Raw genomic sequence first — 25,735 nt, 5'->3', positions numbered from 1 at the left:
AGACGGGAATCCCCGCCTGCCGGCGGGCAGGGAACCCGCGAGTCACACTACGTTCTTTGAGCGGGATACCGGAATCGAACCGGCGCCCTCACCTTGGAAGGGTGATGTACTACCATTATACTAATCCCGCTTGTTCTGGCTATCTACACAACGGTACTATTTACCCGCCCAAGCTCATGCTACATGAGCGAAGGAGGGTTCTCGCGATCAGCCTACTTCACAGCCTGCGTTACGGACGTCATACCGGTGAACAGATCATTCACACAACGGTCCTTCAGGATTCCCATGCTCTCGAGCATCGCCTCCATCGCCTCGACAAACGCCGGCGTACCGACGAGATAGTACCAGCTCGTCAAGATCTCTCCGGCGGGCACATACTTGCGGAGCATTTCCGCAGTGATGTAGCCGCGCTCATCAGCAGCTCCGGTACTGACCGACGTCTCCTGGGTAAAAGTCGCCACATAGGAATAGTCTGGGAGCGAGAGGGTTTTCAATTCTTCATGGAACGCCGCGTCCTTCGGCATCCGGTTCGAGTAGAAACAAGTGAACGGCCGAACTACTTGCGCCTGGGCCGCCTCTATCAAGATACTCCTCACCGGCGTGATCCCGATACCGCCAGCCAGGAATACGACCCGTTTCCCATCCGCCGCATGCGACAAAGTGAAATGTCCAATGGGTGGCGTCGCCTGAGCGACTTCGCCCGGCTCGAGCGACATGAGTGTCTGCTTGAAACCGCTGTCGGTGATACGGACAGCAAACATCAAGTCAGCTTCGGACGGGGCCGAGCAGATCGAAAGTGAGCGGACCGGACCGCGTTTGTCTGGTACGAGGAGACGTGGCAAAACAAGCGCGACATATTGTCCGGCTTCAAAAGTGAAGTCTGCCGGCTTCTCAAAGTGAAATGCCCAGGTGCCGTCCGCGACCTGGACCTTGTTTCTGAATTTCAGCAGGGAATTGGGCATAACGAAACCATTGTAGCCATTCTCCAACCAATCGTCAAAGGAGGCTTCCCAATACTGTCAGAGGCAGATATGCTGGGGATGGCGTTCCCCAAGCTCTTGAAAACACAAACCTTTTACCCGTTAGTCGGATCATTATGAACATCCACGAACTCGGCCATATCGTCCTGTATGTCTCGGATCTCGAGCGCTCCCGCACATTCTATCGCGATACGCTCGGCTTTCCCGAAATCGCGAGCGACATGCCTGGCGCGGCGCTCTTCACCACCGGCCGGACCCATCACGAATTACTCCTCATCGGTATTGGTGGCATTCCCCGGCCCAAACACGTACCCGAACCCGGCCTCTACCATATTGGTTTGAAAATCGGCAACACGGACGAGGAATTGCGACAGGCAAAGGCCGAGCTCGAAAAGGCTGGCGTGACGATTATCGGTCTGGCTGATCACACGGTGACGCACAGCCTGTACATACTCGATCCCGATGGCAATGAGCTCGAACTCTACGTCGATGTCTCGGACGAATGGAAGACCGATCCCGGTGCGGTCGCACGACCGACGCGGCCACTCGCACTCTGAATCTCTCAAGTGTCCTTAAGCGCCATAAAAAGTGAACACCCCAACGAATCTTGTTCAAGGGGTGTCTACGATGGCGATGCGCTTTCAATATGGCGTATTCATGGGCGGACATGTGGCGACCTCCTTTCGGTCAGTTGCGGGAAAATTCTCTTCGCTACCACAAAGAGTGAGCGAACGGACAGCTACGGCCTTCCTTGACACTTGGAAAGCGGCATCGGTCCATCCACTCGTCTCGTAGCACAGCCTGTGAGCAAGGAACGGTCAATTCTTGAATCCGTGAGAGAAAAACGGTACGGCTCTATCTTTTGTGTCGCCGCGTGCCCAGCATATTCGCTGACACCTTGGGGCATACAAACTTCGGTACGGCTTTCTCTCTCAGGGATTCAAGCCTTCTATCTCGAAGAGGGAGTATAGCACAGCCGAACCATCCTGTCAACATCCGCTGACTCTGGGCTCCTTTTCCCCTCTCGTAAGCCAAAAATCACGACTACTCTCCCCAGAATAACGCCTCCGTGCAAAGCGAGAAAAAAGTTCGGGCCCCCGCAGACAATTGTCTTTGGGGGTCCTCCGACGGGCTTGGGCTCAGATGACGACGGCCACGCGGTTGTCGTCGGTGTCGGCGTGTCGGCCAGTAATGGCGCTGGCGTGAACTGCATTCTCGAACTTGCTGGTGTCGGGCGGACGGTCCTCGACCGAAGCAGCAGCGAAAGTCTCGAAGTCAGCGACGGGGGGATCGTGGGGGGACATCTTTCTCATGGCATTTCTCCTTGTAGGAGTCCCGTACTAGCCAAAGAGGCAAGCAAGCGGGCCACTATAGCCTCCGAGGGTATATACCCACCCGAGGCCACACTGGTCCGCCTACTCTCTACGATCCCGAAAGAACTACATCCATACTAATCAATCCGTCCCACCATGACAAGGTGCGGTCGAGGACTACACGATATCATTCAGGATATTTTCATACTCCCCGATCTCGAGGAGGAGCATCAGTACCCGAGCGAGTTTCTTCGGATCATGGCGGATGAAAGCGCGGGTATGGGCGATCTTGTCCGCACGCCGACGCCTGACTTTTTCTTGGCTCAAGAGGTCCGTCTGGATTACTCGGTACCGGCGCTTGGGATCATCTTGGCGGAACGGCACGATACTCCCCTCATGGGCATACTTCTTCAGGAGCCGTTCGGTCGGTCGGGACGTATTGTACGTAACGAAATCAATCCGCGGCTTCCCAATGAGCGTATGCAGCGCGTCGACATAGTCTTCGAGCGCGAATCGGTCAGTTTGCCCGTGTTTGGAAACGAGATTGCAATTGTATACCACCTTTGCCCTCGTCTTGCGCAGGGCCTCAGCGATACCGGGGACGATGAGGCTCGGGATGATCGCGCAGTAATGACTCCCTGGACCGATGACGATGAGGTCGGCGGCGAGGATGCGCTCGACGGCCAGCGGATTCGCTCGGGGCACAGGCTTGAGAGAGACTCGCTTCACACCGACCCGCTCGAACTTCGTATCAGTATTGATCTCGTGCTCACCAGAAAGGCGTCTGCCATCCACTAGCTCCATATAGAGCCGGGTATCCGAAAGTGTGACAGGAATGACTTCACCGCGGACATTGAGGATCTGAGCTGCTTCACGGACGCCATCACCGAAGTCACCGGTGATTTTCTCAAGCGCCGAGAGGAGGAGATTACCGAAATTATGCCCCTCGAGACCGCCATTTTCGAAACGGTAATTCATCAGCTCACGCAGCCGCTCGGGGGTATCCGAAAGCGCCACCAGACACTGGCGTACATCGCCCGGCGGCAAGACACCGAGCTCATCACGAAGCACTCCGGTCGAGCCGCCATCGTCCGCCATGGAGACGATCGCCGACAGTTCGATCGGGTACTCTTTCAGTCCGGACAGGAGCATGAAGCTCCCCGTCCCTCCACCGATCGTGACGACTTTTTTCATTCCGGTTCCTCTACTGACTCCAAGAAGATCCGCTCCTCGAAGGCGCCTCGGTCTTCACGCTTCTTTTTCTGCGTCTCAATCACCTGCTCGACACTGCGCCCTTCGGTGGCATTCAAGACTGTAATAACTTCAAAGATATCCGCCATCTCTTCGAGCCGTGCCTCTGGAGTCTCAGCGGCGAGATATTCAGCGAGTTCTTCCTTAAACTTCTCTTTGAGTGCCTGAAGGTACTCCCCTTCCGGCAGAGTCCGAATTTCCGGTATCCCTCCCTTTTTTCGGATGATGTCCGGGATACGATCGCGCACCAGCTTTCGGTATTGCTTCCTCATAGAGAAGAAATTCTGTCGGGGCACTGGGAATTCCTGCCCGCAATTGCTACGCAACAGCGTTGCAGGCGGGGAACCCAGACTATCTGCTCCTTCACCCCGTCACACAACTTTGTAGTCGGAGCGCCGAGAATCGGACTCGGACCACCTGGTCCCAAACCAGGCGTACTACCACTATACTACGCTCCGATATTTTGTGTGACAGGACAAGGAGCAGACGCCTGCCTGCCGGTAGGCAGGTACTACCGGTATACGATGCCCCGCTCGCTCTAAATAAACGCTTAGTGCCTGCCCAGTGTACCGGTCTCCTCCCCGAGAGTCAACCCGGCATCCATCTGACTTCACTCTCCGGTGACGAGACGGACGCTTTCCCCTCGGACGAGTGTCTGGAGTGCATTCCCCTGCTCCAGATCGATGGCCGTCAATGTATCAGCGGTTTCCTCGTCGGACTCATCGCTCGCACCCGCCGCTTCTGAATAGCTCGCAAAGGCGAGATACCGGCCGCCAGGTGACCAGACGAGCAGGCTATTGTCCCATGACGGATTGGCGTCTTCGTCGACCGGTGCTGGCGCCTCAAACACCTGCGTGACGGTACCGGATCGGATATCGACGATGACGATTCTCCGAGATGACACGATAGCCACTTGGGTTCCGTCTGGGCTCCACGCTACCGACGAGACACTGTCGTAAGCGGCTTCCGGGCTTCGATCGATCGCCGCCGAGATATCGATGGTCCGTTCCGGGGTATCGAGCCGGTTCGTCGCATAGACCAACAGATCCCAGTGTGCGCCAGTCTCGGTATTGGGGGTATCATGCTGATTGATCACCACGAGCCTCTCGCCAGTACCACTCACCGCTCCCTGCGGCACGGTTGCGGCTCCGAGGTCCGCTCCTGGTCCAGTATGTTCGCATCGGTGGGCTTCCGTATCACAGACATACACCGGTGCCACATCTCGCCCATCAGGGGTCACGACATGTCCGAAGATCAACTTCCCTACCCGGGGTTGAAACCAAAGATCTGGAGCTTCTGGTTTCTGGAATGCCGGGTCGACTCCGGTATAGGACTCCAGCTGGAGTTCCATCGGAAGTGCCTCGACAAAATCAGTCATCGGTTCCAGTTTACCACTAGGCAAACTTACCTGCCTGATAACACCATCAATTTCAGCTATGATCGTTTCTCGCCCTTCCGGGCGCTGATCGTCAGACGCCCCAGGCGATTCCAAAGACGCTGAATCACGTGTCGTGTTACTCACTGGTGCCGTCTGCTCTGACGATCGCAAAAAATAAAAATACACAACAAAAGCGACCGCCAACGCAGCGGCCGCTAATAGTGCATACTTCACAATTTCCTGCCTTCCCATAGTCCGCTTGGCTCGCTTATTTGACCGTATATGTCATAACCTTACTCTTTTTGCCAGTCTTGGTATCGACGACATACCAGCTATATTTCCCCGCTGGCTTAGTGACCCGATACTTGATCATAAATGCACCACTCCCGCTCGTCTTCACCATCATCGGCGGATAGTACGTCCCGTTCGGCTTGGAGAAATAGAGCGCGACGAGGGAATTCTTGGAAAACTTTTTCCCGCGCTGGGTCAACGTACCCCCCCGATGAACCGATTTTACTGAATTCGTGATTTTCCGTGGGGAGACCTTTTTCTTTTTCTTGTGTCCACCGCCATCACCATCATCATCGCTACTCGATGAAGAACCCCCTGTGATAGTCACCGAAGCCGATGTCCGGACCGAGATTGCATTGCCGGACTCACTATCTGCCGAAGCAAGAGAAGCAGTCGTGAAGGCCACCGGTGAATCCGTCCCGTTTGCAAGTGCATGGAAGGCAAAGGTCGCCACCGCAGACGTGGTCGTCACCGACGGACTCGCGAGCGGGACAGCAAGAGCGATTGAGGCAGTGCCGTCGGTATTATTGATTACAGCAGCCGCAAGCTCCAGTGAGAAAGTCCCTGAAGCCGTGATGTTATCCAGTCGGAGCTTGGTCTGATCAAAGGTCACATGCAACTCAACAGCGCTGACCGCGTTCGCTCCTGGGTTAATCGTTGCGACCAAGCTGAAGTCATCTCCGACTGTCTGAGCAGCACTCGCTGGATTGAAATAGAGAGTCGTGTCGGCGGCCGCATGAACTGGCAAAGTGAGAGACAGAAACATCGGCAGCACAAACACGAGTAGGGCGAGCGAAGAAGAAGACCGCGTTCCTCTCTTTGTAATACTCATCAGATCCATATTATTTTCGTTTAACTTGTTGTGCTGTGTGTCTCGACACCGTGTTCGTGGAAGCTATCTCTCCACTCCAATCCTAGAAACTGCCACCGTATTCTCCATGAAGGATTCCGAAATCGAGGACGTTCACCGCGCTATCCCGGTTGATGTCGGCGACATTGCCCGGCGTCGTATTCCCATAGTTCGTATGGAGTACCCCGAAATCGAGGACGTTCACCGCATGGTCCGTATTCAAATCACTACGGTAAGTGATGAGCTTCGAAACTTCACCCGGGCTCGTCGAACACCCGCTCTCGTTATTTGACGTGTCTTTGGCGGTCAGCTGGAAATAGTATGTTTGCCCAGCGGTCAAGTTGTCGAAATAGTAAGAAGTAACATTTCCAGCGTTCTGGTTGCTCGTATACCCCGTCGGGCATGTCCCCGAGTGAGATGACGTCGCATAGTAAATCGTATATCCAGCGAGATCACCTTCGCTGTTCGCATTCCAGGTCAAATGCGCCGTACCAGCATTCGCCACACCCGGAAGCACCGCAAATGCCACGAGTCCGAACACCCACTGCATAGTACTGAAATATTTCCTGTTCATAGTATCTTTCACGAATCAACGCACGACTGAGCTACCGTTTGCTCACATGAATCATAATATAACACGACCCCATATAATGTTTCAATCTCCCACCCGCTGCTGCACTATTCACGCTCCCGAAACCCGCCCAACAGGAGGAGTGATCGCGGTCAACATATCCATCACGGTCACGACACCCACCAACCGGCGCTGGTCGTCAACGACTGGGATGGTCTTGAAGTGAGTCGTCGCAAATATCTGCAGCAGATCATGCAGAGGAGTCCCCTCATACACGGTCATGCACTCGGCCGTCATGATATCCTTCACTCGAGCCGAGAGGACCCGGTCGATGGTGGCGCGATCGGTATCCCCCAGTGCCTTCGCGACCATCGTCTTTTGCATGATATCCATAAACGAAGGGATATGCAGAGTGGCCCGGTCCTTCATGAAGAAATCCGATTCTGTCACGATCCCAACCACCGTAGAGTCCCTGTCGATGACGGGAACGCCATGGATGCTTCGCTTCGTCAGCGCTTCCGCGACATCCTGAATTGTCTGGTCCGAAGCGACCGAGACCACGTCATGCCGCATGATATCCCGTACGCACTTTCCTGCGATTGCCTCATCCATATGCATTGCTATCATCCGGTCCAAGAATTAGTCTCCCGTTGAAATCGTGACTTGTGCCGCCTTTATTGCTTTCAGAACATTCTGTGCTTCATTATCAGCCGAGACAAGCGATGTATCGACGATCTCGACACGCGTCGTGCCGACTGAATCCAGCGCGAGGAAGGAAAACTTCGCCACCGTCTGTTCTGCAACGACGGACGATTCGTTGAGCGAGGTACCCAAAGCGATGACTGCCGTCCCAGCGGCATTGTCTATCTTCGCTGCCTGCAATTCGAGGGAGAAGGCGGGTGACGCCTGGATCCCTTCCAACTGAACCATTTTCGGATCAAACCGAACGTGAAGTTCGGCACCACTGACCCGATTGCTGCCTGGTTGAACGACCGCATCCAACGAGAAGCGCTGACTCACGGCCACTGACGACTTTTCCGGGGTGAATTCCAGTGTGCTTTCTGCATGCCCAAGCGCCGGAGTGACGCGGACCAGTTCCTCCGGTGGCAGCGGTGTCTCCTTTACACCAGTCACCACCTGGGGCGATGACGGGGCGAGTGAGGTCGCACTATACTTCCACACGACTATCCCCACGACGACCAAGACGAGAATCACTGCTCCCAATCCCACGGCACTGCCCATTCCTCCCGCATCCGTTTTTCGGAGGTCGTCCATAATGATAGTTTTAGTCATTTTATGTTTTCACGAGATAACCATCTTCACTCCACCACTTCTTACACACTGCTCCCATACTGACCATGCAGGACGCCGAAGTCCAGCACATTGACCTGGCCATCGCTATTGATATCGCCCGCAGCATTGGTGGTGCCGTAGTTTGTCTTCAGAACACCGAAGTCGATAACATTTACCGTCCGGTCCAAATTGAGATCACTCGCGTATGTCACAACGAACGAAGCGATACTGAGCGTGTTACTCGAATTGCTCGATGCATCCGTGATGAAGAGTGTGCAGCTCGCGTACGTACCTGGACTCAGTGTGTTGAAAGTGACGGTGTTGCTGCCCGATACGGCGGCAGTCGTACTCGATGAACAGCCGCCCCCATACGTGATCGTTCCGGGCTTTGTCGCATTGAACACATAGTACGGTGTAGAGTCCCGGGTAATGCTCGGGATCGCCGATACCACAGAGATCACCGGCGTTGTCGTATCAATCACCAGTGCCTTGTTAGCAGCCAGGTTCGTCGTCGGAACGAAGTTGGTCATCGCATTCCCAGCCTGGTCCCGGATGACACCAGAGACCGTATTCACGTTGAGATCAGTTGTGGTATCTCCGGCTTGGACCGTGTAGTTACAGCTCCCCGTCGTCGAATTCGATACGGTGAACGTGCAGGTGCGATCGGTCGTACCAGTTTCCAGTGTGACCGTGACATTGCCAGTCGAGGTCGCTGCTTCGGAGAAGGTGAGATTGATCGGGATGACGGCACCAGTCGTGTATGTTCCGTTGGCTTGGGACGAGGTGATGGTGGTGATGGTGGGCGGCACGCTATCAACCGTCAAGGTTGCTGTTGAGGCTGTAGACACATTGCCGGCCGCATCGATCACAAACAGCTTGTAGCTTCCACCTGTAGCTGGGGCGAGGATGGTGGTCGATGAGCCATTCGCGGCTTTGGTCATAGTCGCGCTCGCTACGAAGTTTGTGGTACCCGATGGGGCAAACCAGACATTGTTCGTGGAGTCTCCTGACGAAACGATCGTGACACTTGCTCCGCCCGCTACCGAAACACTCGTCGAAAAGACAGTTTGCTGATTGGTCGGAGCAGTCGTATCAATCACCAGTGCCTTGTTAGCAGCCAGGTTCGTCGTCGGAACGAAGTTGGTCATCGCATTCCCAGCCTGGTCCCGGATGACACCAGAGACCGTATTCACGTTGAGATCAGTTGTGGTATCTCCGGCTTGGACCGTGTAGTTACAGCTCCCCGTCGTCGAATTCGACACAGTGAACGTGCAGGTGCGATCGGTCGTACCAGTTTCCAGTGTGACCGTGACATTGCCAGTCGAGGTCGCTGCTTCGGAGAAGGTGAGATTGATCGGGATGACGGCACCAGTCGTGTATGTTCCGTTGGCTTGGGACGAGGTGATGGTGGTGATGGTGGGCGCTGTGCCATCGACCGTAACGGTCGCTGGTGTACGAGTAATGATCGCATTGCCAGATTCGCCATCAGCAGAAGCGATCGACGCTGCGGTAAACGCAATCGAAGAACCTGTCACGGACGCCAGGGAATGAAACGAGAACGTCGCGATCGTCGATGTCGTCGTGACCGACGGGCTTGTCAAAGGAACCGCCAACGCGATAGAGGCCGTACCATTTGTATTGTTGATTGACGCCGCAGCCAGCTCGAGAGTGAACGGGGATGAAGCCGTGATGCTATCCAGTCGGAATTTTGTTTGATCATAGGTGACATGCAGCTCGACCGCACTCACTGCGTTGGTACCAGGATTGATCCGCGCATCCAGGGAGAACTGCTGATCACCAGCGACAGACACACTGGCCGGATTGAAAAGCAAGGTCGAATTCGCGGCTGCCTGCGTGGTATTCAACTCCACCCCCGGCAACAAAGCGAGCGAGCCTTGGATTGAGTCATTGTTGAAGGTACTTGAGACGTTCCAGATGAGCATCGCGAGCGCCCCGCCCACGAACATGATGCTAAGGAGCGCCAGAGAAAACCGAACCTTCTGCCTCCCCACGAGGAGTATTGACCGTCCGAGTGATTGGTACCCCTTTTCGACGTTCTTCTCGAGATTTGAGTTCAGCATAAGTTACCTTGTTTATTATCTTTATTAAATCGCCGCTCTCCCCCATCCATTGTCTGAAACCGAACAGAAAAAACACCCACCTGACTCTACTTTCAGAAAATATATACGCCTATCTTAGCACTTCACTCGTCCAAACGCCTAGTCCCTCCCCTAATTCTTGTCAATGGACTCGCGCCCCGTGTCCCGTTCTCTCATGGTCATGTCGCAGCGAGCCCCGTTGGGGCGGCGGGTGGGGTGGTGTCGGCCGCTAGCGAAATGAACGTATCGGCGACAACGAAGTCATCAATGTAGTAACTCGTATCGAAACCTGTCCCATCTTCACTCGACATGTAGTTCGATATCTGGAGTGATGTAAAGTTCGAGTCCGTAATCGTGTCGTCATAATCATAGACGACCGTACCATTAATCCATGCTGTGATATGGCCGCCAGGTGAATCAAACATGAATTCTACCGCAAGCCATTCGTTCAGGTGATCAAGCAGGTTATAGCACCCCGGAAAGAACCCTCCTCGAAAGTGACTCGTAGTGTAATCTTGAAAATCGAAAAAAGTGTAGGGTCGATTATAGGGGAAACCGCCTTCATTGGCTCCGCAGCTATGATTCACAATATACGGAACCTTCGAGAGCATATTCACCCGCAGGCCCGTTCCCGATTGTGCGCTATTCGTAAACAGGAAGTGATAGCTCGGCTCACGCGAAGTCGGGGTGTTGAAGTTGATGAAATTACTATCCAGCCAGAGCCGGAAGGCTACGTAAATCTTGCTTGGGTATGGGGTGGGGAGGGCAATATCGATGACCCCTGACTCAGACACCCCGCGACTCGCTTGATGAAGAACGACCGTGTCCCGCTGTACGCGTGTGTTGTAGAAAGACCAGTCTGTGCCCATTCAGAAAACGACTGGCAATACCCTGCTAGACCAGGGCCCCATCCATGGAATACATTCCCCTTCCAGCCAGCCGGACAAACGCCAGGAGCATCCTTGTACGGCCAACTGGCCGGTGGGGTGCCAGTGTCCCAATCCTCATGGACGAACTCTGTCGCTCGCACCACCGACACGGGCCACATACTCAGACAGAGAACAATTCCTGCGTACGCGCAGTGAAGATATGTCTCCGATATGATGGTATTCTTTTCATTTTACGCTCTACAGGACAACTCATCTGTACGGAGCCCCTCCCTATTTAGAATCCCTTCTCCAAGTCTACCGGGCCAAAATGATCACATGAGCTGGCTTCGTCTCGCGGATGACGCTCCCTGGCTCATCGTCAGCTGCGACGATAGTCCGTTCAGAAAAAGTGACCTCCGTGCTCGAAACCAGCGCGAGTGCCCGAAACGAAAAGGTAGCGATGGCTTGGCGCCCAACGACCGCTGGCTGATCGAGCGGGACACCAATCGCTATCGAGCCCGTCCCCTGCCGATTGTCGATCACGGGCGACTGAAGACTGAGAGAAAATACTGGTGAGGCCGCGATACTAACGAGTTTGAGTTTGGTCGCGTCGAAATGCACATACAATTCTGCGCCACTCACCTGATTAGCCGCGGAATCCACGGCCGCCGTCAGCGTGAAGGTCTTGCCGATATTCGTCTGTACTTCCGCCGGATCAAATGACAGCGTACTCTCTGCATGAAGCACCGGCTGTGGCAGACCGGAGACAGCGGCATCTTCTATCCGCAAACCAGGCATGATCGGTGCTTCCACTAGCGTCACGGGACGGAAATGTGGAGCGAAGTAGCGCACCCCCACCACGACGATGAGAAATAGGATGAACCATGCGATTCTCTCTTTCTGTGATACCGGTCGCCGGAGCATGGAAGCAAATGTCGTTTTCATACGAGACATATCTCTTATTCTCTCTGGATTAATCCCCAATCCGAACCAGCACTCGCCTTTAGCTGCACGGTTCATTGTATACCGTTATAGTAGCATTTCTTCCCTTCTGGGCGCCAAAATAGGGCGCCGAAACTGAACGCCAAAAGAAAGCATCCCGCCCCTAAATGGAAAACGGGATGCCGTCTCTATCTTTTTTCTTGGCTTCCTTCTTGACTACCGAAACTGCTGCTCTCAAATGGAGCTGACTCTCGGCTACTTGACAGCTTCCTTCAGACCCTTACCTGCGGTAAACTTTGGCACCGTCATGGCCGGAATCATGATCTTGGCCTTGGTCTGCGGATTGATGCCTTCACGCGCCGCCCGATTCGAGACCTTGAAAGTCCCGAAGCCGGTCAGCGTGACCTTGTTTCCCTTGCGGAGTTCCGCCGTCACCACATCCTCGAAAGCTTCGAGTACGAGTTCGATATCCTTCTTGGAAAGGCTGGTCTTGTCGACGATTGAGTGCACCAATGAATCTTTGTTTACATTACCCATAATTTTTCCACCTCTCTTTCTAGCTTATTGTTTCATTCTTTTTGGAGACCTCAGCCTCCTTGCCCCGAGAATAAGCCAAAATCTAGAAGTGCGCAAGCCCCGCCTGCCACGTTATACGAATCTACTCTAGGGAAACCTGCTCCTGAAGAAAAAACCTTTACTCATTTTTCAGTTGAAACGAACTTCGCATTTCGGGCAGGAGTTTTTGGCTCTCCTCTGGGATTTCTGTCAAGAATCGAAATTTCAAAGGGCATCACGATTGGTACATGATGCCCCCTTAACTAATTCGTTCGAGTTCGAAGCAGAACACTCCCTGCTCGGGATCAGTCCGATACATTTCTCTGAGGGCTCCGAGAATGACATCTCTCGTGGCGCCCGGATAGAAACGATACCGTTACCTTTTCAGTTGATGGAAAGTGTTGTTCTTGTTAGACTAGAGCCTCAAACCGGCTGTAAAGTTGACTTTAAGCCTTAAATTTCATTCAGCATGTCAAAAAAAATGGTCACGTCACTGTCCCCGCTGCAGCAGTCGTGAGACGGTGAAGAATGGCTCCCAAGGCTACAGCCATCACTACCTGTGTCGTGCTTGTGAACATTCTTTTTCTCGTTACTTCGGGCATGATCCGAGACTGCTGTGGATCGAGCATATTGATGGGGTACCGTTTCGTAAATTAGGAGATGAATATGGTCTCTCGGGAAAACAAGCCTTCGTGAGAGTTACAAGAGAATTAGCACAACTTCCTTCCAATGACGCTCTGACGCAAACCCTCTGTGACCCGAGACGCTTCTCGGGCATCCTTGTCATGGATGGGAAGTATGTGGCGGTCAAAGGCTTTGCGAGAAAGATTCCTTTTCTCTACGGCATTGATTACTTGACCCACGATATTCCCTTCGGGGCTTTGTATACAGCGGAAGATGAGGTGTCCTTCTCACGTTTCTTCCATCAAGTGAAGCAACTTGGCTATGATCTTCAGATCGTGGTCGCCGATGACCGCTCTGGCCTGAAAAAGGCTCTCCTGAAGGTTTTTCCGTCGGCTCGGCTGCAGCTCTGCCACAACCACTACCTGGAGAATATCCGGGTGGCTTTACGGGTGCGGAGTGAAGAGCGATACCGGCCCTTCTTTTACGCTCTCAAGGAGAGCGTGTTTGGAGAACGAGAGGATGTGACGAACGCCATTCGATCTTTTGCCGCGAGCATCAAGAGAGAGAAACGTCTGCTCAAAAACATCGTAAGTGAGATAGCGTACCGGCAGGAGGAACTCTTCAATTACTTGCTGCTGCCAGGCTGTCCCAACAACACCAATCTCATTGAACTCTACAATTCCCATCTCAATGGGAGGCTGAAGACGATCAAGGGTTTTCAGAGTTTTGCTTCGGCTCAGTGTTGGTTGAATGCGTGGATGATACGGAGGAGAACCAAGCCTTTTTACAGATTGTGAAGCTAAATTTAAATATTTGAACGGTTACCCTTCACTCTCTTTGAGTATCAAAAAACAGGCTCGCTGGCCTGAGACATTAGTAAAACTAGGCGTAGAAGCAGTAAAACTTTTTGAAAAAAAGCGCCCTACTATCAACTGAAAAGGTAACGGTAACGATAGAAACGTTCAGACTTTTCAACCACAAGCATCGTTTTGAACGATTGGTAGTGCCGGATTGCGATGACTCGTCGACGGACAGACCGGTTGAAACAGATGATGTCCCCAACCTGAACTCGTGCCGCCTCACCGCGATTGGGTCGCGTTTCCAAGTCTTTCCGGCCTTGTTCGATCGGAAGCAAGATAAATGACTTCACCCACCAGTCCCATTCCCTGTCCATGAAAATCTCCTGTTGTTAATGAAAAGAAAAAATAGCACCCATGTGCTATCTAGTCAACAATGCAGTAATAAAGAAAAGTCCGTAGACGATTCCGAGGGGTTTGGAGTCCCTCAAGTAATCCACTACGGACGTTGGGTGCTGCGTTGATCAGACGCGGCGATATGGGTGGTGCAAAGGGTACCAGAATGGTTTCGGGGCGCGGTGCGCACCAGGCCCCTGCGAACTCCTGCGAACAAACAGAACAAACAGTGAGAACAGTAACACAAACAAGAACGACAATGGGACACTACCACCCCCTGACCGTCTTCTCATGGAAGCGCGAATCAAAGGTAGCCACATGGTAGCACCCCGCAGGGATTCTGTCAAGAACCGCTGCCACTAGAATCAGTATTTTTGCTTTACATAAAGCAAAATTCATGCCTACCGGCAGGCAAGCCCATCTCGGGAACCTGCTCTTTTCTGTATTTTCTCATCCCTACCCGCTTACAACCCACACGCAACCAGCTACCGCCTACAAGCTACCCACTACAACCTAGAAGCTGTATTAGCGGGCGTACCAGGTAGTAGAATTTCGACATATAAAAACAACTCCCAAGTGTTGTTTTTATAGCAATCAAGCTTCGCTCGTCGAAATTTCACTACCTGGCGTACTCGACCGCGCGGGTCTCGCGGAACACGACCCGCCTTCGCTGAAAATTCCAGCTTCGGACGGGCAGGCCACTTTTATCGCGCATATTCTACTGCTCTTGTTTCCCTAAATACCACCACTTTTATTTCTCCAGGATATTGGAGCTCTTCTTGGATGCGCTTTGATACGTCGCGGGCGAGGGTCATCGCGCCGTAGTCGTCGGTCTTTTCGGGATTGACGAAGATGCGAACCTCACGACCAGCTTGGATCGCATAGGACTTCTCCACCTGCGGAAAGGTATTGATGAGGGATTCGAGTTCTTCGAGCCGCTTGATATACTTCTCGGCTGTTTCCTTGCGCGCTCCGGGCCGAGCCGCCGACAGGGCATCCGCCGCCGTCACGATATAGCTCTCGATCGTCGCGTGCGGGTATTCGTCATGATGTGACTTCATCCCGTCGATGACACTCTGCCCGATCCCAAATTTCTCCAAGATGCGCATCCCAATCTTCACATGGGTCCCCTCGATTTCATGATCCACCGCCTTGCCGATATCATGCATGAGTCCAGCCTTGCGAGCCGTCGCGACATCCGCGCCGAGTTCGGCCGCGAGCGCTGCCGAGAGATAGGACACTTCGAGTGAGTGGAGGAGCACATTTTGTTTGTAACTGTAGCGGAAACGGAGCCGCCCGAGGATGTAAAGGAGTTTCGGATGGAGACCGGCTACCCCCGCTTCATAGGCCGCGGCCTCGCCAGCTTCCTTGATCTTGTTGTCGATTTCCTTGCGCCCCTCCGCGACCGCCTCTTCAATGCGGGCCGGATGGATACGACCGTCCGCGATCAGCTTCTCGAGCGCGATGCGGGCCACCTCGCGACGCACCGGGTCAAAACCCGAGATAATGATGGACTCCGGCGTATCGTCGACGATGAGTTCCACCCCAGTTTCCTTTTCCAGCGCGCGGATATTGCGACCTTCCTTGCCGATGATCTTACCCTTGATATCGTCCGACGGGATGGTGATCGTGGTCGTGGTGAACTCGGACACATGGGTGCGCGAGTACTTCTGGATGATCGTCGCCATGATCTGGAACGAGCGTTTTTCGAGCTCATCATGCGCCTCATTTTCGAGCTTCGACATCCGGGCGACGAGGGCATCCTTGCTCTCTTCCTCGACGAGCTTCATGAGCCGGCTCTCAGCCTCCTCATGACTGAGCTTGGCGGTGCGCTGCAACTCTTCGACTTCTTGTTGCTTCAGCTTTTCGACCTCAGCCTTGATCGCCTGAATCTCTTCGGCCCGGCTGAGGAGCCGCTTCTTCTCATCATCGATCGCTTGCGCCTCCTTTTCAATCTGCTCTTCGCGCTTTTCGAGCCGGGATTCCTGATGGCCGATCTTCTCCTCTCGGGACTGTTCGTTTTTCTTGGCAACTTCAAGAATCTCGACGGCCTTATTCTTGGCCTCGAGTGTGAGAGTGTTTGATGTATTCTTGGCTTCTTCGATGATTTTGGCCGCTTGGCCCTCAGCCGTGGAGAGCTGCTTCTTGGCCAGGTTTTGACGGATGAGGTATCCGACAAGGACGCCGATGCCGAGTGCAGCAAGGGCGAGAATAATGGTGAGCGGGGTCATACACGAAAATGACGCTGCCTCAGGCGCCGCCTCGCTTCCGATCAGTATGGGTGCAAACGCAATAACATGAGCACGAGCACGAGGGTCAGGCACACATTACGGGCGGCCCGCCTCCCCAAAGAGAGTTGTGTAGGAAACTGGGAAAATCCGAGGAATCATAGCTTTCTCTCCTTCGGTACCAATCGGAAAACGCGACACATGAAGAGCGAATTGAAAATTAGTATCTGCAGAGGCAGACTACTCCCATTCTTGCCTTTTGTCAAAAGGCAAGTGCTGCTATACTGCGCTAAAGAAAGCCAAATAAATAACAAAAATGCCGACAGAAAATACTTTTCGGCCTTTTGTCCTCGTCGTTCTCGATGGTTGGGGTATCTCCAATACCACCCAGGGCAACCCGATCCGTGAGGCCAAGCTGCCGACCTTCGACAAACTCAATCGCTATTACCCGATGACGACCCTCCAAGCCTCGGGGATTTCAATCGGTTTGCCCTGGAACACCGCCGGCAACTCCGAAGTCGGCCACATGACCATGGGCGCCGGCCGCATCATCTATCAAAACATGCCTCGGATCGCCCTCGCGATTCAGGACGGTAGTTTCAACCTGAACCCGACGCTTCTCGAGGCCGTCGACGCCGTGAAGGCGCATGATTCGACACTGCACCTCATGGGACTCATCAGTCCGGGTTCCGTCCACTCACACAAAGACCATATCCTCGCGCTCCTCCGCCTCGCCAAAGAACAAAACCTCACGAAAGTCGTGGTCCATGCCTTCATGGATGGCCGGGATTCTGCGCCGACGTCTGGCATCGTCCATCTCCGCGAACTCGCCCGTGAGATGAAACTCGTCGGTGTCGGCGAAATTGGCAGTCTCGTCGGTCGCCACTACGCGATGGACCGCAACAACAACTGGGACCGCGTGGAAAAAGCCTATCTCATGCTGACCAAAGGTATCGGTGAACGAACCAATGATCCGCTGCTCCACCTCGAGCAATCCTATGCCAAGAACATCACCGACGAATACATCGAACCGACCGTCATCGAGAAGGACGGCACGCCCGTCGGCGTTGTGCAAGATGGCGATGCGGTTATTTTCTTCAATTTCCGCGAAGACCGGGCCCGCGAAATCACCAAGGCATTCGTTCTCCCAGAATTCGACGGCTTCATCCGCGAGAAACTGCTCGATCTCCACTTCGTCACGATGACTGAATATGAGAAGGGCCTGCCCGTGCATGTCGCCTATCCACCCGAAGATGTCCATGATAGCTTGGGTGAAACTCTCTCGAAGGCCGGTCTGCGCCAGCTCCGCATCGCCGAGACCGAGAAGTATGCCCATGTCACCTATTTCTTCAATGGGGGCAATGAAGAGGCATTTCCCAATGAAGACCGCATCCTCATCCCCTCGCCTGCAGTCGCGCATTTCGATGAGCAGCCCGAGATGAGCGCCCCCGAAGTAACCGACATGGTCATCAATAAGATTCAGGAGAACATCTATGATTTCATCCTGGTGAATTATGCCAACCCCGACATGGTCGGCCACACCGGCAACGAAGCCGCTTCCATCAAAGCCGTCGAGGCGACCGACAAAAGCCTGTCGCGGCTCATCCCTGCCATCTTGCAAGCCGGCGGCGCGCTCATGGTCACGGCGGACCACGGCAATGTCGAGGAAGTCACCAACCTCCAAACCGGCGAACGCGACACAGAGCATTCGACCAATCCGATCCCGCTCTGGTATATCACCGCCGGCAATCACCGCGAGAAAACCTCAGCCGAGATGATCCGCGAGCAAAATGAAGTTCATGGTCTCCTCTCCGATGTCGCGCCGACGATCCTCGATATCCTCGGTCTGGAGAAACCCGAAGTCATGAATGGCGCGTCACTCCGGCCCATCCTCGAGGTGAAGAAATAGTCTGGGGTCTGGACGGATCATCCGTTTCAGGCTACAAAAAGAAGGCTATGCATCCCATAGCGGGAGAACCGTATGCGCTCGTACCTGCCCGAATCGCTCCGCCCGCCAGAATGACACTCTTGTCGGGCTGGCGAATGCGGTGCGGGCGGGGCTCAGTGGTAGGATACCTGACCTCCCTACCCGCAGAACATGCCCCGATAGCTTAATGGATAAAGCTCCGGTCTTCGGAACCGGCAATGGGAGTTCGATTCTCTCTCGGGGCACCTAGGATAAATAACCTAAGGGAAGCGTGGTCCGCCGGGTGGGATTGAAGGGTATCTTATGAAAGCGGAGGAGTGGCCGAGTGGTTCCCTCCGAAGGCGGGCAGGGAAGGCAGCAGTCTTGTTCCCTGTTTATCTACATGTCATTACAATGTAGTTATAAACAGCAATCCCGCCTCTGGCGGAAAAACTAAACTATCTTATCAGAGCGGAAGCGTGGCCGAGCGGTTGAAGGCAGCAGTCTTGAAAACTGCAGTACCGGAAACGGTACCGAAGGTTCGAATCCTTCCGCTTCCGCTTTGATTGGATAGGGCAAGGTACCGAAGGTTCCCCGCTCTCTGACGGGATCGCGGACAGGACAAATCATGGTATAGTGAATAAAAAGAAATATTCACATACTCTATGGAACCAATGCTCGCCGGTACTCCCCTCTTGTCGTGGCGCGCGCCGGAACACATCCATGTCCGGCCCAACCCGCGCGGTTTGATGGTTTCGACTGTTCTCCTCGCGCTCATCATCGCCTACGCGATCTTCACCAATAGCCCGATCATGGCGATCACGTTCTTCTTGATCGGTATCGTCGGCTATCTCTTCCTCACCCGTGACCCGCGCGAGTTCGAGTTCGCCGTCACGAGCAAGGGCATACTCGGCGGCAAGACACTCTACGACTTCGAAGACATTCATTCATTTTGGATCTATGAAGAGTCACCGCTCGAGGGCGTGCTCAGCCTCCACTCCAACGGCATCATCTCACCCTACATCCATATCCCGATCGGTGATGTCCCGGCCGAAGAGCTCCGAAACCTCTTGCTTGATTATGTCCCGGAGGAGAAGCACGAACCGACCATCATTGACACCCTGGAGAAAATGCTGCATATTTAGTTCTCGAAAGGGTCTAGAGTGTAGAATCTAGAATTTCGAAAGAGAGACGATAACCCAGATTCAAGATTCTTCGTTCTCGACTCTTTTTTTGCGCTCGTAGCTCAGTGGATAGAGCATCTGGTTGCGGTCCAGAGGGTCGCAGGTTCGATTCCTGCCGAGCGCACCATTTATTTGTATCATGCGATCCGGACTCCAGAGTAACATTTGGAAGTACACGCTTATCCTCATCACGAATAAGCGTGTTTTCGTGGCAATCTTGGGTGCCTATTATCTCACTATCCCCGAAGTCACCCCTCAATGGATCGGCACCATACTGCTCATCGGAAGCATTGCTGGTTTCCTCTTTCAAGTACCTAGTGGATATTTCGCAGACAAGCTCGGACACAAGGAAACCCTCATCGTCGCCCGAGTCTTTATGGTGCTCTCCTCTTTTTTCCTCCTCATCGCCAACCATGTATACCTCCTCATCTTGGGCGGAGTTTTCCTCAGTCTCAGTCAGGCGTTTCATAGTGGCACCGGCAGCGCCTTCATGCACGAAACGCTCCGTGCCCTGGGACGAGAAAAGGAATATTCAAAAGTGATGGGGAAAGCGAGTTCGCTCGGATTTGCCGTACCCGTCGTCCTGATGGTGCTCGTCCCCTTCTTGGTCGAATTCAGCTACAAGCTCCCTTTCTTGGTCGGACTCATCTTGGATGTGATCGGTTTGATCATTTCTTTCTCCCTGATCAAACCACCCGTCACCCCCGAACATGTCGAGGAAATGGGCGTGACAAACTTTCGAGATGTCCTCCGAGAGGGTTTCCGTTTGCGATACTTTCGACACGCCATTTTCATGGGAATCATCACTGGGACTCTCGTATCGGTCGGGGTATTCCGCGCCCCATACCAATCATTACTCGAGGTCCCCGTGATCTGGTTCGGCGTTTTCTTTGGTATCGGCCGCGCACTCGCTTCACTGATGCTCGCCTACAGCGGCAAACTGCATACGGCTTTCAGAGATATTTACAACTTCCAAGCTTTTCTGTTGATCATCTTTGCGTTCCAACTCCTCCTCCTGGGGATCATCGCTTCCCCTTGGGTTGTCGTGACGCTCTTCCTCACTATCAATGCCTTCCAATGGGGACTGAGCCAGGTCGGTACCAGCTTTCTCGTCGAAATCATCAAGGACAGTCGGTTCAAAGCAACCCTCCTCTCCATACCCGGACAGATTGACATGGCCGTCACCGCCGTGGCCAGTTTCGGACTCGGTTTCGCGATTCAGCATCTCTCCTATCGACTGGGATTTCTGTGCATCGCCATTCTATTCGTAGCAGTACTTCTCCCCTTTTACCTCTATCTCTACCTCTACCAAGACCGGTCCACCCTTGTCCCCGAACATTAGCTCAAACACGCGCCACAGGACTGTGCTCGACGGGATGTATGGATATAGAGAGAGGCGCCAAAGGGAATCCCTCAAGCGCCTCTAGGCCACCGATACTGCTTATTACTGAGCGGCTACCTGCTCCCATCGATCGGGATCAAAGGACTGACTCAGTCTCCCTCCTGTATTATTCTCTCGCGGAGGGACTAGGACACGGACTCCCTGTTCGAGTAACTCTGGCGTCGATTTTCCTACACCACCAGAGAGTAACTCGAGAATACCGCACGGACGACCACGCGGACGCTCCAACACACGCATGATTTTCTCCTTCCTTGAAATATGTCACGTGACAACTATCTCCCATCTGTCCAGAGCTGTCAATCGAAAAAACATCCCTCTGTGTTACAATCAGTTTGCCTTTCGGTCACGATGTGTGATAGGGTTTTTGTGTTTCTGTTTAAGAAAATACTCTGTCGTACTTCGCGCTCGTCGTATAATGGATACCCGCCCGACTGAACGATGTCCGTCGTTCGGGCGGGAGGCACATACCTCCGAAGGATGAAATCGTGGTTCCCCGCCAGCAACGCTTGAAGCGTAGCTTCTACGGGCTGGGATTCCAGTCAGACCAAGTAGATATATTTCAATTTTTCCGTCCCCGTAGTTCAACGGATAGGACACTTCCCTCCGAAGGAAGAGACCGTGGTTCGACTCCACGCGGGGACACCAAGCAGTATCGTATCGTGGTTCCCTGCCTGTCGGCAGACAGGGACTCCACGCGGGGACACATTCTCAATACTTCACGCAATACTCCCGATACGCCACCATCAGTTCTCGTGTAATCGATCCGACCGTACCGTTCCCAATTTTCCGACCGTCGATCTCGACGACTGGGACGAGCGCTTTACTACTACCCGTAATGAAAATTTCATCGGCTTGAAATAATTCCTCGAGGGTGATAGAGGTTTTCCTGACAGCGTTCCCCCGCGCTGCCGCCAACTCCATCACCAATCCCTGTGTGATCCCCCAGAGCACATCATCCCAAGTCGTGCCGATCTGACCATCCCGAACCCAAAAGAGATTGCTCTGCGAACACTCCGAGACCATTCCTCCGTTCACATACAACGTCTCGTATGCACCAGCTGCATCTCGTCTGCCCAGATCCTGGATCGCTATTGCATGATTGGCGAATTTCACCTGCGGCAAGGAGCGTCCGTATTCGAGTGTGATGAGCCGCACGCCGTCTTGATAGGTCGATGGGTGCGGCGCATGGACTGATTCGACGAGCATGAAAAAATTCTCTCGGCCCGACGCCGGCCGAAAACCATTTTCACTCGAGCCACCCGAGAGGACGGTGCGGATGGTCGCTTCGGTCAAACCCGCTTGTTGGGACAATTCAGTCGCGATCACGGTAAATGCGGCGGCATCCACCGGCAACTGGAGACGGAGCGTCTCGGCCGAACGAGCGAGCCGCGCGTAGTGCCGATCAGTATGAAAGGGGCGGCCCCGGTACACCGGCATCACGTCAAACACCGCATACCCGCGCAAGAGGCCGAGGTCTCGCGGGCTGATATGGATGGCTGACTCATCGCAATAGCTTCCGTTCCAATACGCTTTTGGCATGCACCTATGCTAACACCCCGCCGAGCGGGATTCAAACCGAAACCTTGACGAAGCGCCTTTTCTCGGCTATAGTGATGGCGCTCGTTAAAAACAAGAATATTTTCAACCCCACAGATGAAAGGAGACTCCTCCATGTATTCCAGACTCCCCGCTGTGCGCCATGCTGGCCTTCAGCATCGGAGCACCGGATGCTTGGCGCTCCACCTCCACTTTGATCGAGACCTCGAATCAACTGAACAAGGCATCGTGCTCAGTTCGCTCGGCGCCTATGTCCTCCAGAAGAAAGGGCCGACGTTTTCACCTGATTTCCATGGTGCTGTCGTCCTCCTAAGACCACTAAAGAAACTTCCTCTAGGACAAGAGGACTTCAAGGCAGTAGCCAAACATTTCGGCTACGAATCCCCAGACGGAGACCTACCGTTTCTTGGTCACGGTCAATGTCCCATCGTCGAAGAAACTGACGATAACCGACCGATATATGTCAGCGCCACGCCTCTGTTGAAGCAATAACGCCGACACAGGAACTCCCCCGCCCAGAGATGCAACACCCTCTGCGGCGGGAATTTTTTACTCGATTTACCCTTGACGAACTCTCATTTATCCAGTACCATAGGGACGTTGTTTAAAAATATAAGGGAACAGGGAATGCGCCTCAATACTTTTATGGGGGCAAGAAAGAAAATGACGTTACCAACGGTTACAGATTCAACTGCTTTTGACAGGTTCAATGCACGCTTGTGCATTGTAACGTTCGAGGACGTACTCTCTCTGGAGCAGCAACAGAGGCTCAATCAACTGGTTGAAAAGTTCAATCTTTCCAGTCCGGGTGGAAAACTCAAACCGAGGTATTCACTCACATTCGATGGCCCACAGGTTACCATCCGCCAGGCATCCATGACCGAAGCGCCCACAAAGCCACACTTCGACGGTCTCATGAACGAACTTGAGTTCAACATCCCCGACGTCTCGACGTCGACAACCACTTCACTCCCGGCGATCAATCGCCGGAACAAAGAGCACGTTTCACGCCGCGCATCACGGTAGCGGCAGCATTCCAACCGCGCTTCCCTCCCTCCCCTCTGCGTCGTACAGCGCAGACTTCAGGCCCTGGCCGCATCCGCGGTTTCAGGGTTCTTTTTTTTCATACGCTATACTGGAGCCATGAACACTCCCGACTATGCTTGACTTCACGACCCGACTCGACACCTCCCCCACGATCAAGAAGGCCCACTGGTACGCCCTGAAGCGCCTCGGTATCGAAACGGTGCGCGACTTGTTCTATCATTTCCCGGCCCGTTACGAGGATTACTCGGTCACGACGCCGATCGCTGACCTGATGCCCGACACCCGCGTCACCGTCGAAGGCACCGTCACCACCCTCTCGGCCGAGCGCACCTGGAAAAAGAAACTCCTCCTGACCGAAGCGACGATCGAAGATGCCACCGGCACGCTTCGCGCCATATGGTTCAATCAGCGCTTCGTACAGACGGTCTTGAAAGAGGGGCAGACAGTCCGGCTCTCCGGTAAAGTCGTCCGCGACCGGGACAGCCTCGTCATACAATCACCGGCCTTTGAGCGAGCTGAGCGGGCCGCGACGCACACAGGGCGCCTCGTGCCTGTCTACCCCGAGACGACGGGCCTCACCTCGAAATTCCTACGCTGGCAGATTGCGACCATTTTCGGAAAACTGAAAGCCATCCCCGATCCGCTCGATACCGCGATCATCACCGACCTCCACCTCCCCGACCTCCGCACTGCGCTCGCCTATATTCATTTCCCCAAGACCGAAAAGCAAGTCCTCCTCGCCAAAAAACGCTTCGCCTTCGAGGAGATGTTTTTTCTCCAGCTGAAAAGCCTCGCCGTCCGCGCCACCGCCGCAGAGGGTCAGGCTGTAAATATTCCTCTCTCCCCCGCTGACCACCAAGCCTTCCTCACGACACTCGGCTTCGCCCTGACTGCTGCCCAGGAAAAAGCCATCGCTGAAATCCTCGCCGACCTCCGCGAATCGCACCCCATGAACCGACTCCTAAATGGCGATGTCGGCAGTGGCAAGACTGTCGTCGCCGCGACCGCAATGTACGCGACTGTCCAAAACGGATACCAATCCGCGCTCCTCGCTCCGACCGAAGTCCTGGCCACACAGCACGCCCAGACCTTTGAACGGCTCTTTGCGCCCCTCGGAAAAAACGTCGCCCTCCTCACCGGCAGTACTTCGACCCTCTCGGGCGAGACCATCAGTCGCCGGTCGCTCATCAAAGCGATCGAGGCCGGGATACCGGATATCGTCATCGGCACCCACGCCATCCTCGAGGACGCCGTTCGCTTCCAGTCGCTCGCCCTCATCGTCGTCGATGAACAGCATCGCTTTGGTGTCGCCCAACGCGCCCGGCTCCAAGAACAAGCCTTCGCGAGCGAAGATGGTTCAGAGTCGACCATCCCGCACTTCCTCACCATGACCGCCACACCCATCCCGCGTACGCTCGCCCTCACGCTCTTCGGCAATCTCGACCTCTCTCTCCTCGATGAGATGCCTCGGGACAGGAAGCCCATCATCACTCGTGTCGCCGCGAGCGAGACCGCCCGGGAAAAAGTCTACGCCTTCATCGAAGAGGAAATCCAGAAGGGCCGGCAGGCCTTCGTCATCCTCCCCTTGGTCGAAGCAAGCAAAGCGATGGAAGAGGTGAAGGCCGCGACATCCGAACACGAACGCCTCGCTAAAGATATTTTCCCTGATCGTTCGCTCGGACTCGTTCACGGCCGACTCAAGGCGAAAGAAAAAGAGGCCGTCATGCAGGCTTTCAAGAACGGAAAACTCGACGTCCTCGTCGCGACCGCCGTCGTCGAGGTGGGCATCGATATCCCGAATGCGGCGGTGATGCTCATCGAGGGCGCCGAGCGCTTCGGCCTGTCCCAGCTCCACCAGTTCCGCGGCCGCGTCGGGCGTGGGAGCGAGCAGAGCTACTGTTTTCTCTTTCCGAGCGACGGCAAAAGTCCTGAGAGTGCGAGACTGCAAGCACTGGAAGAAACCACGAGTGGTTTTGAACTCGCTGAGATTGATTTGAAACTGCGCGGTCCCGGTGCCTTCCTGGGCACGCGCCAGTCCGGCCTCCCCGACATCGCCATGGAGCACCTGTCCAATGTGAAGCTCATCCAAATCGCTCGCGAAAAAGCTGCTGCCGTCCTCGCCGCCGACCCGACACTCGCGAGTCATCCCCTTCTCCGCCGGGCCCTCCAGACCTTCGAAGAACGGATCCACTTGGAGTAGAA

Annotated in this window: 24 protein-coding genes and 6 tRNA genes; 12 read left to right on the top strand and 18 right to left on the bottom strand. The window is 54.2% G+C overall.

What is annotated here, in order from left to right:
• Nucleotides 1-59: 59 nt before the first annotated feature.
• Together IPJ68_00920 and IPJ68_00915 are read right to left on the bottom strand one after the other, a co-directional pair.
• Nucleotides 60-130 (bottom strand) — tRNA-Gly (locus tag IPJ68_00920).
• Between the two features lie 82 nt (nt 131-212).
• Complete coding sequence (locus tag IPJ68_00915) at nt 213-962, bottom strand: FAD-dependent oxidoreductase (GenBank protein ID QQR78827.1); 750 nt, start codon at nt 960-962, stop codon at nt 213-215.
• A 134-nt stretch (nt 963-1,096) separates the two neighbouring features.
• Between IPJ68_00915 and IPJ68_00910 the strand changes: the two genes are divergently transcribed.
• Entirely contained in the window at nt 1,097-1,537 is a 441-nt protein-coding gene (locus IPJ68_00910; protein ID QQR78826.1) for a VOC family protein, read from the top strand.
• Nucleotides 1,538-2,119: 582 nt separating this feature from the next.
• Here the strand turns inward: IPJ68_00910 and IPJ68_00905 are convergent.
• From IPJ68_00905 to IPJ68_00845, 13 genes are all read right to left on the bottom strand, one after another.
• Nucleotides 2,120-2,293: a hypothetical protein gene (locus IPJ68_00905; protein QQR78825.1), complete on the bottom strand. Its 174-nt coding sequence runs from the start codon at nt 2,291-2,293 to the stop codon at nt 2,120-2,122.
• Between the two features lie 177 nt (nt 2,294-2,470).
• Nucleotides 2,471-3,487 carry a YvcK family protein gene (locus IPJ68_00900; GenBank protein ID QQR78824.1) on the bottom strand — a complete coding sequence of 339 codons (1,017 nt, stop codon included), beginning with the start codon at nt 3,485-3,487 and terminating at the stop codon, nt 2,471-2,473.
• On the bottom strand, nt 3,484-3,816 hold the full coding sequence (locus tag IPJ68_00895) for a nucleoside triphosphate pyrophosphohydrolase (GenBank protein QQR78823.1): 333 nt from the start codon (nt 3,814-3,816) through the stop codon (nt 3,484-3,486). The genes IPJ68_00900 and IPJ68_00895 overlap by 4 nt, the downstream gene beginning before the upstream one ends.
• A gap of 115 nt (nt 3,817-3,931) precedes the next feature.
• A tRNA-Pro gene (locus IPJ68_00890) sits at nt 3,932-4,002 on the bottom strand.
• Nucleotides 4,003-4,154: 152 nt separating this feature from the next.
• Nucleotides 4,155-5,174, bottom strand: a complete 1,020-nt coding sequence (locus IPJ68_00885; GenBank protein QQR78822.1) for a PD40 domain-containing protein — start codon at nt 5,172-5,174, stop codon at nt 4,155-4,157.
• A 16-nt stretch (nt 5,175-5,190) separates the two neighbouring features.
• Nucleotides 5,191-6,054 carry a hypothetical protein gene (locus IPJ68_00880; GenBank protein QQR78821.1) on the bottom strand — a complete coding sequence of 288 codons (864 nt, stop codon included), beginning with the start codon at nt 6,052-6,054 and terminating at the stop codon, nt 5,191-5,193.
• 73 nt (nt 6,055-6,127) lie between these two features.
• On the bottom strand, nt 6,128-6,637 hold the full coding sequence (locus tag IPJ68_00875) for a fibronectin type III domain-containing protein (GenBank protein ID QQR78820.1): 510 nt from the start codon (nt 6,635-6,637) through the stop codon (nt 6,128-6,130).
• A 108-nt stretch (nt 6,638-6,745) separates the two neighbouring features.
• Nucleotides 6,746-7,246, bottom strand: coding sequence for a CBS domain-containing protein (locus IPJ68_00870; GenBank protein ID QQR78819.1), 501 nt, complete (start codon nt 7,244-7,246; stop codon nt 6,746-6,748).
• Between the two features lie 27 nt (nt 7,247-7,273).
• A complete protein-coding gene (locus IPJ68_00865) occupies nt 7,274-7,909 on the bottom strand; it encodes a hypothetical protein (GenBank protein QQR78818.1) in 636 nt (211 codons plus the stop codon).
• 59 nt (nt 7,910-7,968) lie between these two features.
• Nucleotides 7,969-10,008: a hypothetical protein gene (locus IPJ68_00860; protein ID QQR78817.1), complete on the bottom strand. Its 2,040-nt coding sequence runs from the start codon at nt 10,006-10,008 to the stop codon at nt 7,969-7,971.
• Between the two features lie 197 nt (nt 10,009-10,205).
• The gene (locus IPJ68_00855; GenBank protein QQR78816.1) at nt 10,206-10,895 is read right to left on the bottom strand and encodes a hypothetical protein; all 690 of its coding nucleotides are present in this window, start codon (nt 10,893-10,895) and stop codon (nt 10,206-10,208) included.
• A gap of 315 nt (nt 10,896-11,210) precedes the next feature.
• Nucleotides 11,211-11,849, bottom strand: a complete 639-nt coding sequence (locus IPJ68_00850; protein QQR78815.1) for a hypothetical protein — start codon at nt 11,847-11,849, stop codon at nt 11,211-11,213.
• Between the two features lie 243 nt (nt 11,850-12,092).
• On the bottom strand, nt 12,093-12,374 hold the full coding sequence (locus IPJ68_00845) for an HU family DNA-binding protein (protein QQR78814.1): 282 nt from the start codon (nt 12,372-12,374) through the stop codon (nt 12,093-12,095).
• Nucleotides 12,375-12,913: 539 nt separating this feature from the next.
• On the opposite strand from IPJ68_00845, the gene IPJ68_00840 reads away from it, so the two are divergent.
• Nucleotides 12,914-13,813, top strand: coding sequence for a transposase (locus IPJ68_00840; GenBank protein QQR78813.1), 900 nt, complete (start codon nt 12,914-12,916; stop codon nt 13,811-13,813).
• A 131-nt stretch (nt 13,814-13,944) separates the two neighbouring features.
• Here the strand turns inward: IPJ68_00840 and IPJ68_00835 are convergent, their stop codons facing one another.
• Both IPJ68_00835 and rny read right to left on the bottom strand, forming a co-directional pair.
• Nucleotides 13,945-14,190: a hypothetical protein gene (locus IPJ68_00835; protein QQR78812.1), complete on the bottom strand. Its 246-nt coding sequence runs from the start codon at nt 14,188-14,190 to the stop codon at nt 13,945-13,947.
• Nucleotides 14,191-14,913: 723 nt separating this feature from the next.
• The gene (gene rny / locus IPJ68_00830; GenBank protein QQR78811.1) at nt 14,914-16,440 is read right to left on the bottom strand and encodes a ribonuclease Y; all 1,527 of its coding nucleotides are present in this window, start codon (nt 16,438-16,440) and stop codon (nt 14,914-14,916) included.
• Between the two features lie 313 nt (nt 16,441-16,753).
• Here rny and IPJ68_00825 point away from each other — a divergent pair, with 313 nt between their 5' ends.
• From IPJ68_00825 to IPJ68_00795, 7 genes are all read left to right on the top strand, one after another.
• The gene (locus IPJ68_00825; GenBank protein ID QQR78810.1) at nt 16,754-18,346 is read left to right on the top strand and encodes a 2,3-bisphosphoglycerate-independent phosphoglycerate mutase; all 1,593 of its coding nucleotides are present in this window, start codon (nt 16,754-16,756) and stop codon (nt 18,344-18,346) included.
• A gap of 191 nt (nt 18,347-18,537) precedes the next feature.
• A tRNA-Arg gene (locus IPJ68_00820) sits at nt 18,538-18,609 on the top strand.
• 207 nt (nt 18,610-18,816) lie between these two features.
• A tRNA-Ser gene (locus IPJ68_00815) sits at nt 18,817-18,903 on the top strand.
• Between the two features lie 105 nt (nt 18,904-19,008).
• Nucleotides 19,009-19,488, top strand: a complete 480-nt coding sequence (locus tag IPJ68_00810) for a hypothetical protein (protein ID QQR78809.1) — start codon at nt 19,009-19,011, stop codon at nt 19,486-19,488.
• 90 nt (nt 19,489-19,578) lie between these two features.
• A tRNA-Arg gene (locus IPJ68_00805) sits at nt 19,579-19,654 on the top strand.
• Between the two features lie 12 nt (nt 19,655-19,666).
• A complete protein-coding gene (locus IPJ68_00800; protein ID QQR78808.1) occupies nt 19,667-20,869 on the top strand; it encodes an MFS transporter in 1,203 nt (400 codons plus the stop codon).
• Nucleotides 20,870-21,499: 630 nt separating this feature from the next.
• A tRNA-Arg gene (locus tag IPJ68_00795) sits at nt 21,500-21,574 on the top strand.
• 63 nt (nt 21,575-21,637) lie between these two features.
• On the opposite strand, the gene IPJ68_00790 is transcribed toward IPJ68_00795, so the two are convergent.
• The gene (locus tag IPJ68_00790) at nt 21,638-22,468 is read right to left on the bottom strand and encodes an aminotransferase class IV (GenBank protein QQR78807.1); all 831 of its coding nucleotides are present in this window, start codon (nt 22,466-22,468) and stop codon (nt 21,638-21,640) included.
• 132 nt (nt 22,469-22,600) lie between these two features.
• Here IPJ68_00790 and IPJ68_00785 point away from each other — a divergent pair, with 132 nt between their 5' ends.
• The 3 genes from IPJ68_00785 (at nt 22,601) to recG (ending at nt 25,733) form a co-directional block, all read left to right on the top strand.
• A complete protein-coding gene (locus IPJ68_00785) occupies nt 22,601-22,978 on the top strand; it encodes a hypothetical protein (GenBank protein ID QQR78806.1) in 378 nt (125 codons plus the stop codon).
• 153 nt (nt 22,979-23,131) lie between these two features.
• Nucleotides 23,132-23,512, top strand: coding sequence for a hypothetical protein (locus IPJ68_00780; protein ID QQR78805.1), 381 nt, complete (start codon nt 23,132-23,134; stop codon nt 23,510-23,512).
• Nucleotides 23,513-23,645: 133 nt separating this feature from the next.
• The gene (gene recG, locus IPJ68_00775) at nt 23,646-25,733 is read left to right on the top strand and encodes an ATP-dependent DNA helicase RecG (GenBank protein ID QQR78804.1); all 2,088 of its coding nucleotides are present in this window, start codon (nt 23,646-23,648) and stop codon (nt 25,731-25,733) included.
• Nucleotides 25,734-25,735 lie beyond the last annotated feature (2 nt).

It is taken from the genome of Candidatus Moraniibacteriota bacterium (genome assembly GCA_016699425.1).
GTDB lineage: Bacteria > Patescibacteriota > Minisyncoccia > Moranbacterales > UBA1568 > SSEF01.
The sequence above is the reverse complement of the archived record's forward strand: the minus strand, read 5'-3'. Positions and strand labels throughout refer to the sequence as shown.